Annotated in this window: 11 protein-coding genes and 1 pseudogene; 7 read left to right on the top strand and 5 right to left on the bottom strand. The window is 70.5% G+C overall.

Annotated features, from left to right (window positions below):
* Window positions 1-233: 233 nt before the first annotated feature.
* Window positions 234-1367: an amidase domain-containing protein gene (locus tag ACWY4P_RS02505; RefSeq protein WP_456208434.1), complete on the bottom strand. Its 1134-nt coding sequence runs from the start codon at window positions 1365-1367 to the stop codon at window positions 234-236.
* Window positions 1368-1691: 324 nt separating this feature from the next.
* Between ACWY4P_RS02505 and ACWY4P_RS02500 the strand changes: the two genes are divergently transcribed.
* The 4 genes and pseudogenes from ACWY4P_RS02500 to ACWY4P_RS02485 all read left to right on the top strand — a co-directional run bounded on the left by ACWY4P_RS02500 (window position 1692) and on the right by ACWY4P_RS02485 (window position 4612).
* Window positions 1692-2810 (top strand): hypothetical protein, encoded by a 1119-nt coding sequence (locus tag ACWY4P_RS02500; RefSeq protein WP_456208433.1) that lies wholly within the window; start codon window positions 1692-1694, stop codon window positions 2808-2810.
* A gap of 214 nt (window positions 2811-3024) precedes the next feature.
* Window positions 3025-3258: pseudogene (locus tag ACWY4P_RS02495) on the top strand (hypothetical protein); the annotation flags it as partial.
* A gap of 111 nt (window positions 3259-3369) precedes the next feature.
* On the top strand, window positions 3370-4008 hold the full coding sequence (locus ACWY4P_RS02490; protein ID WP_456208432.1) for an ATP-dependent Clp protease proteolytic subunit: 639 nt from the start codon (window positions 3370-3372) through the stop codon (window positions 4006-4008).
* Between the two features lies 1 nt (window position 4009).
* Window positions 4010-4612 carry a ClpP family protease gene (locus ACWY4P_RS02485; protein ID WP_456208431.1) on the top strand — a complete coding sequence of 201 codons (603 nt, stop codon included), beginning with the start codon at window positions 4010-4012 and terminating at the stop codon, window positions 4610-4612.
* A 93-nt stretch (window positions 4613-4705) separates the two neighbouring features.
* Here ACWY4P_RS02485 and ACWY4P_RS02480 read toward each other — a convergent pair whose 3' ends face one another.
* The 4 genes from ACWY4P_RS02480 to ACWY4P_RS02465 form a co-directional block, all read right to left on the bottom strand.
* Window positions 4706-5137, bottom strand: coding sequence for a helix-turn-helix domain-containing protein (locus ACWY4P_RS02480; RefSeq protein WP_456208430.1), 432 nt, complete (start codon window positions 5135-5137; stop codon window positions 4706-4708).
* A gap of 207 nt (window positions 5138-5344) precedes the next feature.
* Entirely contained in the window at window positions 5345-5713 is a 369-nt protein-coding gene (locus ACWY4P_RS02475) for a VOC family protein (RefSeq protein WP_456208429.1), read from the bottom strand.
* A gap of 119 nt (window positions 5714-5832) precedes the next feature.
* Window positions 5833-6525, bottom strand: coding sequence for a response regulator (locus tag ACWY4P_RS02470; RefSeq protein ID WP_456208428.1), 693 nt, complete (start codon window positions 6523-6525; stop codon window positions 5833-5835).
* Complete coding sequence (locus ACWY4P_RS02465; RefSeq protein ID WP_456208427.1) at window positions 6522-8174, bottom strand: ATP-binding protein; 1653 nt, start codon at window positions 8172-8174, stop codon at window positions 6522-6524. Before ACWY4P_RS02465 ends, ACWY4P_RS02470 begins: the two co-directional genes overlap by 4 nt.
* Before the next feature lie 98 nt (window positions 8175-8272).
* On the opposite strand from ACWY4P_RS02465, the gene ACWY4P_RS02460 reads away from it, so the two are divergent.
* From ACWY4P_RS02460 to ACWY4P_RS02450, 3 genes are all read left to right on the top strand, one after another.
* On the top strand, window positions 8273-9271 hold the full coding sequence (locus tag ACWY4P_RS02460) for a Bug family tripartite tricarboxylate transporter substrate binding protein (protein ID WP_456208426.1): 999 nt from the start codon (window positions 8273-8275) through the stop codon (window positions 9269-9271).
* 86 nt (window positions 9272-9357) lie between these two features.
* Window positions 9358-10785 carry a GntP family permease gene (locus tag ACWY4P_RS02455; protein WP_456208425.1) on the top strand — a complete coding sequence of 476 codons (1428 nt, stop codon included), beginning with the start codon at window positions 9358-9360 and terminating at the stop codon, window positions 10783-10785.
* A 111-nt stretch (window positions 10786-10896) separates the two neighbouring features.
* Entirely contained in the window at window positions 10897-14637 is a 3741-nt protein-coding gene (locus ACWY4P_RS02450) for a CHAT domain-containing protein (protein ID WP_456208424.1), read from the top strand.
* Window positions 14638-14646: the final 9 nt, after the last annotated feature.

The following is a 14646-nucleotide window of genomic DNA, read 5'->3' as shown; positions in this document are numbered from 1 at the left end:
ACGGCGCCTGGGGCTGCCGGAAGGACCGGGGCCGGGAGTCCGTCTTCAAACGGATCGCATCGGCGGTAGGTTTCCCGGTCGGACTGTGGTGGTTTACCGCCGCGGCGCCTGCGGCGGTGCCGGTGACGCAGCTGGTCTGCCGAAGAGAGTTCTGCTCAACGTCGGGAGCCCGCTGCTCCCGCCACAGGGCATGGGGAACAGCGGGCCGAGGTGGCCGAGGTGATAGGCCGGTGTCAGGTGCGGTAGGCGTAGTACGCGGAGTTCGGGTACGACGAGATGAGGCTGGACAGCGACCGCCGATAGGTGTCGGTGTCGTGGTAGGTGAGGTACGGGACGCCGCTCGTGTTCCGGTACGAGGTGATCATGGTGTGGTCCTTGGCGCCGTCCTTGTCGAAGTCCACCTGAAGGACGTCGCCGATGTCCATCTGGTAGGCGTTCGCGAGGGCGGTGGTCCGCTTGGCGGTCTGCGTGAACCAGGACCACTCGTTGACGCCGACCCAGGAGTCGGACTGGCCCGACGTGCCGTACCACCAGGTGTCGTAGTCCTCGGTGGAGGTGGTCGCGTGCTTCCAGCCGCCCGCGTTCAGGGACTGGCTGATGTAGTTGGTGCAGTCCCCGCCGGCGTTGTTGAAGCGGCGGTAGGCGGTGTTGTAGTTCTTCCAGTACTTCTCGGCGTACGCGGCCATCGCCGCGTAGTCGTACGTGGTGCCGGTGCCGAGCTTCTTGGGTTTGGCCGGCGCCGGGTACGTGATGGCGGCGCGGGGGGCGTCGATGACGGCGCTCGGGCGCACCGGCGCTGTGCTCGTCGCCGGGACGGGCTCGTTGACCGGGCGGGGGCCCTTGTCCGTACGGCGGACGCTCACCAGCAGCCAGGTGCCGTCCGTCTGTGCCTTGAAGGTGAGTTCGTGGTGCGCGGTGAAGCCGGTGGTCGGGGGCTCGTCGCCGCGGATCTTTTCGTATGTGAGGGTGGTGGCTTCAGTGACGCGGACCGTGGCCCGCCGACCCTCTACGCGGGTGCTGTCGACGGTTGTCTTCGTGTCGGCGTCGCTGTAGGCCTCACCAAGCCCGGCCAACCGGGCGCGCGTGTCCTGCACGGAGGCCAGGCTGGTGTTCTCCGCGCGGGAAAGCGCGAGCGAGAGCCGCACGTTCCCCTGCGACTTCTGTGCCGTACGGGCGAGTTGGGGCCGGTCGAGCAGAGCGGTGGTGCGGTCGGTCAGTACGGCGTCCGCTATTCGACCGAAGGAGTCGATGGTCGTCTGGGTCGCCGCGGGCGCCGAGGTGTCGGCCTCGGCGGTGGCGTGGGCGGCGGACAGGGGCAGCAGCGTGGCGGACAGCACGGTGGCGGCCACGGTTGAGTGACGGCTCAACGTCCGAGATCTCACTGGGCTTCTCCTTGACCCCGGGTGGTCGGACCCGGGTGACGGTCATCTTTGCATGTTCTCCTTAACCTTCTCGATTGCTTCACGAAATGTCCGATCTGGTGTGGTCACTCCGCAGTCGATCGGCGCGGCTACTCGCTGGTCGCGGGGTGGCGCGTGGTCAGCCCATCGTCAGCATCGCGGAGCGCGATCCTGCCCGGGTGGTCGCGTTCAGCGACGGCGCCCTCAACGTCATCTGGTGGTACGCCCGTCACGATCTCCCGGCCGCGCCCCGCGAGCTGAGGGCGGGCCGGAATGTGTGAGGGTGCTGTCATGAACGACGCAACGCAATGGACTATCCGTGGATTTGCGGAGACCTTGATTCGGCTGGGCATAGCCACGGAGGAACAGGCCGCAGCCGGCCTGGCGGAGGCCGCTGGGATCGGCATGGACCTCGACGAGGATTTCGAGGACACCGACGAGCTGACCTTCCTCGTCGGCGAATGCGGCATCGGCTTCCAGATGCCCGAAAAGGTGTCCGGCTATCTTGAGGACGGGTATGAGGAGCTGTTGCTCGATGCGGCGGCGTGCTCGGGCGGCTCGGTGGTCGTCGATGACGTCGAGCTGGTGAAGGGTGAGGACGGAGACGAGTACCTGCACTTCCGGCGCAACGGCCGGTCGATATGGCACCCGACGGAACACCTTTCCGACAGTACGCGCTACATGGACTGGAACGCCGCCTTCGACGCCATCGGCGACCTCGTGCCCGGCAACGGCGATCCACGAGCCTTTTGCCAGCTGGATGAGGAGTCCTATGACGCCTGGTGGCTCCTGCTGACGCCCGACCAGGCCGAGGGTCTGAAGGAATTCGGTCTGCCGATGCCGGTGGAACTCGGCAACTGGGTGCGTGACGGGAAGCCCGCGGCGGAACCCGAGACGCTCGCGTGGTACATGGAGGACGATCGCCTGCACGCGAGCGAGGAGTCACGCCGGTGTCTTGATGAGTGGCTGGCCCCCATGGACGCCGAGTTGGGCCGGTGGCGAACGGCCCATCTGCCCGACGACTTTCCCTTCGACTATTCTCTGGACTCGCTCTCGGCGCTGGAACGGCTTGTGCTGGACCGCTTCGATGGCCCCGCCTCGCTGGAGGCGGCGGCCGGAGACGAGTTCTTCGCGGGCGCGGTGAGGTACGTCGGAGAGGTCGCGCTGCGGCTCTGGCCGTGCCGCTGGACGTACCAGTACTCCGACGACGACTCGTCGGTGTTCACCAATGAGCCCATGATCTGCTCCAACGCCCCGACGGGTTTCGCGGGGGAGTTCTCTCCTGACTACGTACTGCGGACCCTTGTGAGAAGCCGCACGCCCCATGGCATCCGAGACCGCATGAATGACGTCGGGGAAGCGGTCGACAGCTACCGCAAGGCGCTCCGCGCCCGCGCCCACGGCCGCTAGTGCTGTGACCGTATAGGTTCGCCGGGTTGGCGGTTGGAGCAGTTGGATGGGCGGTGACGTCCGTTCCGACCGCTGGAGGTGGTGGCGGAGCCGGCGCGGGTGCGCAGACTGACCGATCAGGAAGGGCAGAAGCTCGCCGCCCCTTCCAGCGCACCAAGACCTGGAAGGAGTCGCCCGACCCCGAACGCGAGGCCGGGCTCGACCGGATCGAGCCCTGGCCAACTCCAACCATCGCCGTCACCCCGCGCAGACCCAGGCCCTGCGCGCGTACCTGCGCTGGCGCAATGCCGACGCCCGCCATCCCGATGTCCCCGCCGCACAGTGCAAGGAACGCGCCCGCGTCCGCAGCGAGTTCGAGCGGGGCGGGCACTTCGCGGCCATGGAGGAGCCGGACCTGCTGGTGGAGCACGTACGGGCGTTCTTCCGGCAGCTGCGCGAGAAGGGCTGAACCGTCATCTCTGCCCGTGGCGAATCTGCGGCGGGCAGAGAAACCGCATCCGGGGATCTCCCGAGGTCAAGAGTGGAGTCGACGGCATCCCTGCCTCGACAAGGAGACCAGATGACTCCACTCACCACGCTCCCACCCCGCGCGGAGGAGGGCGACACACCGCCCAGCCGCTTCGACGACCATCTCGCGGCACAGCTGCTCGCCCAGCGGATCGTCCTCCTCGGCACACAGGTCGACGACGTGTCGGCCAACCGGGTGTGCGCGCAGCTGCTGCTACTGTCGGCGGAGGACCCGCGCACCGACATCAGCCTGTACATCAACAGCCCCGGCGGGTCGATCACCGCGGGTCTCGCCATCTACGACACCATGCGGCTCATCCCGAACGACGTCTCGACGCTGGCGATGGGGTTCGCCGCCAGCATGGGCCAGTTCCTGCTCACCGTGGGGGCGCCTGGCAAGCGGTTCGCGCTGCCGAACGCGCGGATCATGATGCACCAGCCCTCAGCGGGCATCGGTGGCACCGCCGCGGACATCGAGATCCAGGCGGAGAACCTCCAGTTCACCAAGAAGGCCATCGAGCGGATCACCGCCGAGCACACCGGGCAGAGCGAGGAGACGATCGCGCGGGACGGCGACCGGGACCGCTGGTTCACGGCCGGGCAGGCCAGGGAGTACGGGATCGTGGACCGGGTGGTGGAGTCGCTTGCCGACATCCGCCCGGCCGCGTCGCGCCGACGGATGGGGTTGTGACATGGGGTCGTACACGGTTCCCTACGTCATCGAGCGGACCGCGCAGGGTGAGCGGTCCTACGATGTCTTCAGCCGGCTGCTGAACGAGCGGATCATCTTCCTCGGCACCGAGATCGACGACGGGGTCGCCAATGTGGTCATCGCGCAACTCCTGCATCTGGAGTCGGCGAACCCGGAGCTCGAGATCTCGATCTATCTCAACTCGCCCGGTGGATCGTTCACTTCGCTGATGGCGATCTACGACACGATGACGTTCGTGCAGGCGCCGATCTCCACGTTCTGCGTCGGCCAGGCGGCGTCGACGGCGGCGGTGCTGCTGGCCGGTGGAGATCCCGGGCGACGGTTCGTGCTCCAGCACGCGCGGGTGCTGCTCGGCCAGCCGGCCAGCGGCGGCCAGCAGGGGACGGTCTCCGACCTCAGCCTCGCGGCCAAGGAGATGGTCCGCATCCGCTCGCAGGTGGAGGAGGTCCTGTCCCGGCACACGCATCACGACGTGGCGACGCTGCGCGCGGACATGGACCGGGACAAGGTGCTCACCGCCGAGGAGGCCGTTGCCTACGGGCTCGCCGACGAGGTGTTGAGCCGCCGGCTCGCGTTCGTCTGACCCCGCGCGGCCGTGGCCGAGGGCCGGCGAGCCGGCCGGTACGGCGGTGGTGCGCCCCGCCGTACCGGCCGTCGTACCGGCCGTTCGGTTCGGTCAGGCGGCGAGGCAGAGGCCGTCGTACTGCGCCGTGGGCGACGTTCGGCCCCGGCCCACCCGGCTCCGGGCGTACCGGGCCAGCTCGTCCTGGGCGAGCGAGAGCAGGTCGGCGAGGCCGAGCCCGAGGGCCTGGGCGGCGGCCGCGAGCACCTCGGAGGAGCCTTCCTTGCGTCCGCGCTCCAGCTCCGACAGGTACGGCATCGAGATCCGGGCCGCCTCCGCGACGTCCTTCAGCGTGCGCTCCTGGGCGAGCCGCTCGCGCCGCAGCACATCGCCGACGAGGTCGCGCCACAGGGGTTCCCTCGGCGCGGGTGTCTGTGGGGCTCCCGCCGGTCGCTGCGGGGCGCGGGTCGCCCCACCGGAACCGGGCGGCGAGGTCTGCGGGCGCAGGGGGATGACGCGGGCTTCGTTCGGCGCATGAGTGCTCACCCCCTCAGCCTAGGGATCCGGGGCGCCGGGGGAAGGGAGCGGCGTTCTGCCCTGGGTGAAGCCGTGGGGGCGAACTGGAGGTGTCGCGAGCCGGTGAACCTTTCCGGTCACAGCACCAGCCGGCCGGGCTCACGGCCGATGTCGTGTCCGGCGTCCATCCGACATCGGCCGTGAGATTCCGATATGCGGGCTGATCTGGGCTTGACGTCAGCCCCTGGTCAGACAGAAGGGATGCCCGGCCGGGTCGGTGAAGACCCGCCACCTGTCTCCGCCCGGTTGGTGCTCCGGCTTGGTCGCGCCCAACTCCAACAGCAGGGCCTCGGTCTCGTCGAGGTCATCGACCGCGAAGTCGAGGTGGAATTGTTGTGGCACGCTTTGGCCGGGCCAGTGCGGAGCCTGGTAGTCATCGACCCGTTGGAACCCGATGAGGAGTCCGTCCTGGCGGGTGAGGCCGGCGAAGTCGCCGTTGGATTCGGGGTGGAGCTCGAGTCCGGTGGCCTGCCGATAGAAGGCGGCCAGCGTTTCGGGGTCGGCGCAGTCAAGTGTTATCGCCGTGAGCTTCATCTGCGGGGGCATGGCAACTCCGTGACAGCCATCATGCTGTGAGTTCGGACTTGTGTGGCGTCACACCGTAGTGATCATCTCCACGCTTCGCGACCTGATTGATGATTGACATGGGGCCAGATGTCCGGTCGCTACGCCCGCCAGCTGTACCGGCGCTCCGGGCGGCCGGCGGAGCCGTAGCGCAGCGCCACGTCGGCGTGGCCGGTGTCGTGGAAGTACTCCAGGTAGCGGCGGGCGCTCACCCGGGAGACGCCGGTGGCGGCCGCCGCCTCGGCGGCGGAGAGGGTGCCGTTCATGTCGCGGAGCGCCCGTTCGATCAGGTCGGCGGTCTCCACGCTCATACCCTTCGGCAGGGCGCTGCCCGCCGGGGGCGCGAACGCCCCGGCCAGGGCGCGGTCCACGTCCGCCTGGCCGCGGACGATCGTGGTGAGCAGGCGTCCGCGCCGGGTCGCGTACCGTTCGAGGCGGGGTTGTAGGTCCTCGTAGTCGAAGGGCTTGAGGAGGTAGTCGACCACGCCGTGGCGTACGGCGTCGCGCACCGCGTCGGCCTCGCGGGCCGCGCTGATGACCAGGACATCGCAGTCGTGTCCCGCGGTGCGCAGCCGGGGGATGACGTCCAGGCCGAAGACATCCGGCAGGTACAGGTCGAGCAGGACGAGGTCGGGGCGCAGCTCGTCCACCGCCTTGATCGCCTGTTCACCCGTGTGTGCGGTGCCGACGACGCGGAAGGAGGGGATTCGTTCGACGAACGTGCGGTGGACCCGGGCGACCATGAAGTCGTCGTCGACGACCAGGACGTCGATGGTGCCGGTCGGCTCGGTCATGGGGTAGCTCCTTCCGCCACCGCGTCGGTGGGGTGGCCGACGGACATGCGCGCGGTGAACATGGCGCCCTCGGCCGTATTGGTCACGGCGATCTCTCCGCCGCGGCGCTCACAGACGAGGCGGGTCAGGGCGAGCCCGATGCCGCGCTCGCCCTCTTGGGCGGCCTTGGTGGTGAAGCCGTGTGCGAAGACCTCTTGGGCGAGTTCGGGGGCGACGCCGGGGCCCGAGTCGCGGACCACGATCTCGACGCTCGCGGCGTCCTGTCTCAGTTCGACCTCCACCCATGCCTCGTCCATGCCGCCGGGCTCGCCCGCGGTGGCCGCGTCGATGGCGTTGTCGACCAGGTTGCCGACCACGGTTGCCACGTCGGCGGCGTCTTCCGGGGCGAGGCGGTCCAGCGCCGTGCGGTCGGAGATGCGCAGGGCGACCTTCCGCTCGGCGGCCTGGGCGGACTTCGCCATCAGCAGCGCGGCGACGGCGGTGTCGCGGACCCGGCGGCCGACGGTCATGTCGAGAGACTGGCGACGCTGGTTCAATGCGCGGATGTAGCAAACCACTTCCTCCTGTTCGCCGATCTGGATCAGCCCGGAGATGGTGTGCAGCTGGTTGGCGAACTCGTGTGCCTGCGCGCGCAGCAGCTCGGAGGTGCTGCGGAAGGAGCCGATTTCCCGTTCCAGGTGGGCCAGTTCGGTGCGGTCGCGCAGGGTGGTGACGGAGCCGAGCAGCTGTCCGTCCTTCGTGACCGTCATCCGGTTCATGACCAGGACGCGGCCGTGGCGGACGACGACCTCGTCACGCGCGTCCGCGGCGGTCCCCTGTGCCCCGGTCAGAACGTCGAGCAGCCGTCCGTCGATGCCGAGCTCGGCCACGGTCCGGCCCACGCAGTCCCCGGGCAGGTCCAGCAGCCGCCTGCCCACGTCGTTGACGAGGGTGAGGCGGTGCTGCGGATCCAGGGCGACGACGCCCTCGGCGATGCCGTACAGCATGGCCTCGCGGTGCTCGGCCAGTCCGGTGATCTCGCGTGGTTCCAGTCCGAGGGTCTGCCGTTTGACGCGCCGGGCGAGCAGCCAGGAGCCGACGACGCCGAGCGCGCTGGCGACGCCGAGGTAGATCAGCAGGTATGAGGACGCGCCGCTGAGCCGCTGCCACACCGTCGGGGACGCCTCGCCGACCATGACCGTGCCCAGCCTCCGGCCCACGTCGTCCCCCGTCACGCCGAGCACCGGCACCTGGGCCACCAGCTCCCGGTTGCCGTCCCAGGCCAGCGAACCGGACCAGCCGCGGCCCGCGCCGACTCCCTTGCCCAGCGGCAGCCGGTCGCCGACCACCGTGGGATTCGTCGAGCTGACGACGCGGCCGTCGCGGTCGGCCACCGTCACCGACGTGACATCGGACTGCACCCGCGTGGAGTGCACCAGAGGGGCCAGGGCCTCCGCGGGCGCGGGCTTCACCAGCCGACTGTGCACGAGAGGGTGGGCGGCCAGCTGCTCGGCCAGTGCGCTCACCCGGCGTCCCTCGACCCGGTTGAAGGTGGCCTCCGACTGAGCGAGCGAGACCGCGGCGACCGCCAGCAGCACCACCACGACGATGGCGAGCTGGAGCACCAGCATCTCACCCGCGAGTGTTTGGCGACGGAACGCGGCGACCACAATGAACTCAATCTCTCCTGCTGACACAACCTGGGCGACTCTCCCGCCAGGCCGCACAATCATGACGTCCGCCGTGCGAGAAGCGAAAGGGAGGTGCCATGAGAGGACCCACCCGAGCCCTGTCCGGCGCCGTCGCCCTCCTGCTCTCGCTGGTTCTGGGCGGCTGCGGCGCATGGCCGGGCACCGGGGTGGCCGCCGGCGTTTCCGACGATGGGCTGCGTGTCCTGGTGCCCAACACGGCCGGAGGCGGATACGACACCACGGCCCGGACGGTGGCCCGTGTGCTGGAGGAAACCGGCGCCGCCTCGGATGTGCAGGTGTTCAACCTGCCCGGTGCCGGCGGAACGGTGGGTCTTCAGCGCACCGTGAACGAACGCGGCAACGGCCGGCTCGCTCTGCAGATGGGGCTCGGGGTCCTCGGCGCGTCGCATGTCCTGCACGCGCGGGTGACCGTACGGCAGACCACCCCGATCGCGCGCCTCATCGAGGAGCCCGAGGCGGTGGTGGTCCGCAAGGACTCGCCGTACCGCACGGTCGAGGACCTGGTCACGGCATGGAGGACGAGCCCCCGGCGCGTCACGGTCGGCGGCGGCTCGTCCCTGGGCGGCCCGGACCACCTGTTTCCCATGGAACTCGCCAGGACCGTCGGAATCGCTCCCCGGCAGGTGAGGTACGTCGCCTACGACGGCGGTGGCGGCGACCTGCTCCCCGCTCTGCTGGACGGCAGCGTCGACTTCGCCACCAGTGGCATCGGTGAGTTCCTCGACCAGATCCAGGCAGGTCAGCTGCGGGTGCTCGCGGTCACGAGCGACCGGCCGGTGGCCGCGCTGCCCGGCGTGCCGACGCTGAAGGCGTCCGGCATCGACCTCGTGTTTCACAACTGGCGGGGGATCGTCGCCCCGCCCGGCATCAGCTCCGCGGACCGCAAGCGCTGGATCCAAGCGCTGACCGCGCTGCACACCTCACGGCAGTGGAGGGCGGAGCTCACCCGGCACGGCTGGACCGACGCCTTCGTCACCGGCAACGCCTTCGCCGCCTACCTGGCCCGGCAGGACACCGCGGTGGCCGGCCTGGTCGCACGCCTCGGACTCGACTGACCGTCCCCCGCACGGAGCTCGTCCCGCAGGTCGCGCACGCCTTCTTCCTCCCCCTTGGTTCGCATGTATGTTCGAAAGGTACCCGTATGACCGCGCACACCTGGTGGCTGCTGCTGATCCTGACGGTGGCGATCGCCGCTCTCATCTACCTGATCAACTCACGGCTGCGCGTCCACCCCTTCCTCGCACTGATCGTCGTGACCGTCGCCACCGGACTCGCGGCCGGCGAACCGGTGGCCAAACTGATCGACTCGATCGAGGAAGGCGCGGGCGGCACCCTCGGGGACGTCGGCGTCACGCTGGCCCTGGGCGCCATGCTGGGCCGGCTGCTCTCCGACTCCGGAGCGACCGACGCCATCGCCCGCGGCCTCGTCGAACGCGCCGACACCCGCAGGCTGCCCTGGTTGGTCGGCGCCGTGGCCTTCGTCATCGGCATCCCCATGTTCTTCGAGGTGGGCCTGATCGTCCTGCTGCCGCTGATCTTCAGCGTGGCCCGTCGGCTCGAGGACCACGGCGGCACCAAGGGCAGCCCATACGTGCTGCTCGGAGTGCCGGCCATCGCCTCCCTGTCCACCCTGCACGGCATGCTGCCGCCCCATCCCGGCCCGCTGACCGCCATGACCGGCCTGCACGCCGACCTCGGCCTCACCCTCGTCGTCGGCGTCATCTGCGCCATCCCCACCGTCATCCTGGCCGGCCCTGTCTACGCCCGCTGGATCGCGCCTCGGCTCCCCGAGGTCCGCCCGGACGCCGAGCTCGTGGCACAGTTCACCGGCACCGGACGGGGGTCCGCGGCGCCTTCCCCGGGGCCCGGTGCGCAGCTGCGCACGGATGGGGCTCCCCGCACCGGTGTGTCCATCGGCCTGGCCGTGGCGGCCGTTCTCGTTCCGGTCGCGCTCATGCTGCTGCGCACCCTGGCCGAAACGCTGCTCGACGAGTCCAGCGGGCTGCGCGCCGGCCTCGCCTTCGCGGGGGAACCACTAGTGGCGATGTTGGCCGGTGTGCTCTTCGCCCTCGGCGTGACCATCGTCGGCGGCGGCCGCTCGGGGGAGGAGACCCGTACCTCCCTGACCGACAGTCTCAAGTCCATCGCCGCGATCCTCCTCATCATCGGCGGCGGGGGCGCGTTCAAGCAGGTCCTCCAGGACTCGGGTATCGGCGACGCCATCGCGTCGGCCGCCGGGGGAGCTCACCTCAACGTGATCGTTCTGGGCTGGCTCATCGCGCTGCTGCTGTCGCTGACCACGGGCTCGGCCACCGTCGGCATCGTCTCCGCGACCGGCATCGTGGCCCCGCTGATCGGTGACGGCGGAGGCCTGGAGGCGTCGCTTCTCGTGGTCGCGATCGGCGCCGGCTCCCTCGGCCTCAACTACGTGAACCACGCCGGCTTCTGGCTGGTGAAGGAGTCGTTCGGCATGACCCTGGCCCAGGCCACCAGGACCCAGACCGTCGTGCAGACCTTGGTCAGCGTGCTGGGCCTGCTCATGGCCCTGCTGCTGTCGGTATTTGTCTGACTCCTGTTGGCCGTCCTGGGCCGAGGCCCACGTGGACAGCCCGCCTCCGGGGTAGATGACCTGCAGCGGCCTCGGCGGGCCGGGCGGCCATCGGACACGGGGGAGCCCGGGGTGGACAAGGAGCGGCGTCACAACGACAACGGAGACAGCGGGGACAGCGCGCAGGTGCTGCGCGCCTGGGCCGACATGGCGACCCGCCACGCCAACGCAGTGATGCGCCGACCGGCGGACGACCCGGCGCGGACCGCCGCGCTGTGGCAGACGATCCAGCATCTCGCCGCCATCGCAAAACTGTTGCCCGCGGACGATCCGCTCCGGGACGACATCATCCCCTCGGTGGGCATCCTGGTGTGCGTCTGGCTGGACAGCCGTGGGCCGGGACAACAGAGCGACGCGGCCCGGTCCGCACGGGAGTACGCCCTGTATCACCTGCGCTGGGCCGACCGCACCAGGCCGTCCACCGACCCGCTCGCGGTGCAAGCCCGCAAAGCGCTGCTCTGGCTGCTCGTCCCGGAGCAGTACGCGCGAGCCATGCGCGCCTTGCGCCAAGGCCCCCGCCAGGAGCCGCCGCTTCGCGCCTCCGGCCCGCAGCCGCTGACCGCAGCCACGCCGGACGAACTGGTGGAGGCCACACATGTTCTCGGGCGCCTCTTCGAGGCCCCGAAAGATCCGCAGCTGATCCGACTGCTCGGGTCCGTCGTGTCGGAGATCAAGCTGACAGTGTCCGAGGCGGTGGCACCGCACGAGGAGAACGCGACGGAGCCGACGGGTACAGCTCCCCTGGAAGACGCCGATGGCGCGTTGGCCGAGGCCGTCCAGGGCGTGCTCGCCTGGGCCTCGGAGGACATCCTGCGGTTCACGCGTCTTTTGGTGTGGCTGTCCAACGCCGTGTACGGCCTCAGGATCTCCACCGCGAAGGCCGACGAGGAACTGGCGGCCCTGGGCCTGGACCGACCGGTCTTCGCGCCGCTGCGCGAGCTGCTGGCAGAATTCAGGTCGGGAGGGGGGGACGCCCGGGCGCTGGCCGAGGGCGCCCGTCGCGGCGCGGACGTCGCCCGGCGTGCCCTGCGGGAGCTGCCGGCGACCGCACCCGTACGAGCCCGCATGGCCAAGCTGCACGCCGCTCTGCTGGTGCAGGCCAATCTCCTGGTGCCCGGCACGATGGACTTCGACGAGGTGGACGAGGCTGTGTCGGAGCCGGACCCCGAGCTCGTCGGCGATTCCGGCTGGCGGGGCTATGTCAGTTTGGAACAGTCCCTGGTCAGTCTGGTCGATTTGGTACGGGTGTCGCAGACCGGCGATCTGGCACACCTGGAGAGGGACGCCGCCCGGCTCCAGGAGATGATCGACGGGTTGTCCGGGGAAGGTGAGAAAGCCACGCCCGCCCGGCAGGCCATCGCCAGCGCCCTTGCTGGGCGTCTCCATTCGGCGGTGATGTTCGGGGGCAGTTATCAAGCCGCCGACGCCGCCCTGACGATGGCCAGGGCGTTGCGCGCCGCCTACCGCCGCGACGGCTCACCACCGTCCACGAACATGGTCAACGCGGTGGTCTTCGCGGCCCACCATGAGCTGGCCCTGGCCCGCCGCAGCGACGACCGCACCGTACTGCCGCGCCTCATCGAGGAGCTGACCGATCTGTACGCCACCCTGCCGCCCGAGCAGGAGAACCGCTTCGCCGTCGCCGCCATCCTGGCCGAGGTCCATCGGGAACAGGCCGCCCGCAGTCAGGACCTGGCCGAGTTCCGCGCCGCGGCCCGGTACCTGCGGGACGTGGTGGAGACCGACCAGCGGCAGATCGCCGCATTGCTGGCATCGCACTTCCCGGCCGTACGGGCCAACGCGATGATCCAACTGGTCGTGATCGATCCCAGCCGGGAGGCCGCTGACCGGGCCGCCGTAGAGGTTCATCGGATCCTCGAGGGACCGCAGCCCACCCCCCACCAGGAACTCCAGCTGCGGAGCCAACTCGGCCGGGCCCTGCTGCACGCGACCCGCCACCTCGATGACCCACGCCTGCTCGACGAGAGCATCACCGAGCTGGCCCGGGTCCGCGAACTGATCGCCGGAGGGCACAGCTTGCCACATATCGCCGACGCCCTGACGCAGCTGGCCGAGGCCTACCGGCTGCGCTGTGCCCGCCACGGTCCGAGCGCCCAGGCGGACCTGGAGGCATGCCTGGCTGTCAAGGGCGAGGCGTTGGTCAGGCTGGCCTCCGACGTCCTTCTCCAACTCGGCTCCGAACACGGCCTGGCCGTGGCCCGCTCCGGGTCGGCGCAGGCACTGTGGCTGGCCTACTGGACGACCATGAACGGCCGTTCCGCCGATGCGGTGGACGCGCTGGAACGGGGCCGGGCCATGGTGCTGCGGGCTGCCGCCGCGTCCCGCGGCATCCCCGAGCTCCTTGAAGCCCGCGGCCACCCGGATCTGGCCCGGCAGTGGCGCGCTGAGGCCGCGGCGGACCGGCTTCCGCCCGATACCGCGGCCCCGCTCCTGGGCTGGTCCACGGAGCAGCAGATCCCGGGCACCCTGCGCCGCAGGGCACTTGACGCGCTGGGTGAGGGAAGCGGCACAGGCGCCGCCTGGAAACCGCTCGAACCCCCGGACCTGGCAGGGCTGAGGGCCGGTCTCACCGCCACCGGCACCGATGCGCTCGTCTATCTCGTCCCCGGGCTCGAATCCGCCCAGTCCGGTCTCGCGCTGATCCTCCGCCCCAACACCGGCAACGCGCCGCCCGCCGTCCTGAGGCTGCCACTGCTGAACCCCGGCAGCCCGCCGCTGGAGCGCTACCTGGACGCCACGGCCCGACGTTCCCAGGTCACCGCCGACGCCACGGCCGAGCCGAGCGGGCAGGCGGCGCCGGACCGGGAATGGGAGGCGGCGCTGCGCGAGCTGTGCGACTGGGCCTGGCCCGCCGCGATGGGCCCCGTCCTGGCAGCCGTGGGGCCGCTCGGCCGGCCGCCGCGGATCGTCCTGGTGCCGTGCGGAGCGCTCGGCGCGGTCGCCTGGCATGCGGCGCGTACCCCGCACTGGCGCCCCGGGCGCGCACACCGGTACGCCTGCGAGGAAGCGGTGCTCAGCTACGCCCCCTCCGGAGCCGAGTTCCTGCGGGCCGCGGCCCGGGACCGGCTGCCCATCGCCGCCGGACAGGTCCTGGTCGCCGACCCCGAACTCTCCCTCCTGTGGGCCGAGATCGAGACCGAGGCGCTGCGCGCGGCCTGCTACCCGGACGGCCTTTGCTACGGCGAGTTCCCCACGGCCGTCAGCGACGCGCCGGGCACCCCGGAGGACATCCTCGCCGTCCTGCCCGGCGGCAGCTCCCCGGCCGCCGCCGTTCTGCACATCTCCTGCCACGCCCTGGTCGGCCCGTATCCCACGCGCTCGGCGCTCTGGCTCGCCACCCCGCCGGATGGCCTCCAGGACGCCGGACGGCTGACCGTGGCCCGCATCCTGGACAGCACCGCCACCGGACAGCCGGACGCCGCAGGCCCGTTGGTGGTGCTCAGCGCCTGTGAGACGGATCTGAGCACCCGCAACCACGACGAGGCCCTGACCCTGTCCACGGCCCTGATCGCCCGCGGCGCTGCCGATGTCATCGGCTCCCGCTGGGCCGTCCGCGATGCCTCGACGGCTGTGATGATGGCCGTCTTCCACGACTTCGTCACCACCCACGGCCTCGCCCCGGTGGACGCGCTGCGCGCCGCCCAACTGTGGATGCTCGACCCGCACCGCGAGCCACCGCCCACCCTCCATGACGATCTACGCGGCGAGGCTGCCCGCATCGACCTCGACCAGGTCCATCTCTGGGCCGCCTTCACCCATCAGGGCAACCCGGCGGCCCAGGGCACGGAGTGAACACGCGCA

It is taken from the genome of Streptomyces sp. LZ34, from assembly GCF_053890475.1.
Note: the sequence above shows the minus strand (reverse complement) of the source record. Positions and strands in the feature narration are given on the sequence as shown.

What these genes read in the sequence shown, in the direction of transcription:
- ACWY4P_RS02475 (WP_456208429.1), bottom strand. Translation starts at nt 5,713, where the DNA reads ATGCCCCCGCAGATGAAGCTCACGGCGATAACACTTGACTGCGCCGAC.
- ACWY4P_RS02500 (WP_456208433.1), top strand. Translation starts at nt 1,692, where the DNA reads ATGAACGACGCAACGCAATGGACTATCCGTGGATTTGCGGAGACCTTG.
- ACWY4P_RS02455 (WP_456208425.1), top strand. Translation starts at nt 9,358, where the DNA reads ATGACCGCGCACACCTGGTGGCTGCTGCTGATCCTGACGGTGGCGATC.
- ACWY4P_RS02470 (WP_456208428.1), bottom strand. Translation starts at nt 6,525, where the DNA reads ATGACCGAGCCGACCGGCACCATCGACGTCCTGGTCGTCGACGACGAC.
- ACWY4P_RS02490 (WP_456208432.1), top strand. Translation starts at nt 3,370, where the DNA reads ATGACTCCACTCACCACGCTCCCACCCCGCGCGGAGGAGGGCGACACA.
- ACWY4P_RS02460 (WP_456208426.1), top strand. Translation starts at nt 8,273, where the DNA reads ATGAGAGGACCCACCCGAGCCCTGTCCGGCGCCGTCGCCCTCCTGCTC.
- ACWY4P_RS02485 (WP_456208431.1), top strand. Translation starts at nt 4,010, where the DNA reads ATGGGGTCGTACACGGTTCCCTACGTCATCGAGCGGACCGCGCAGGGT.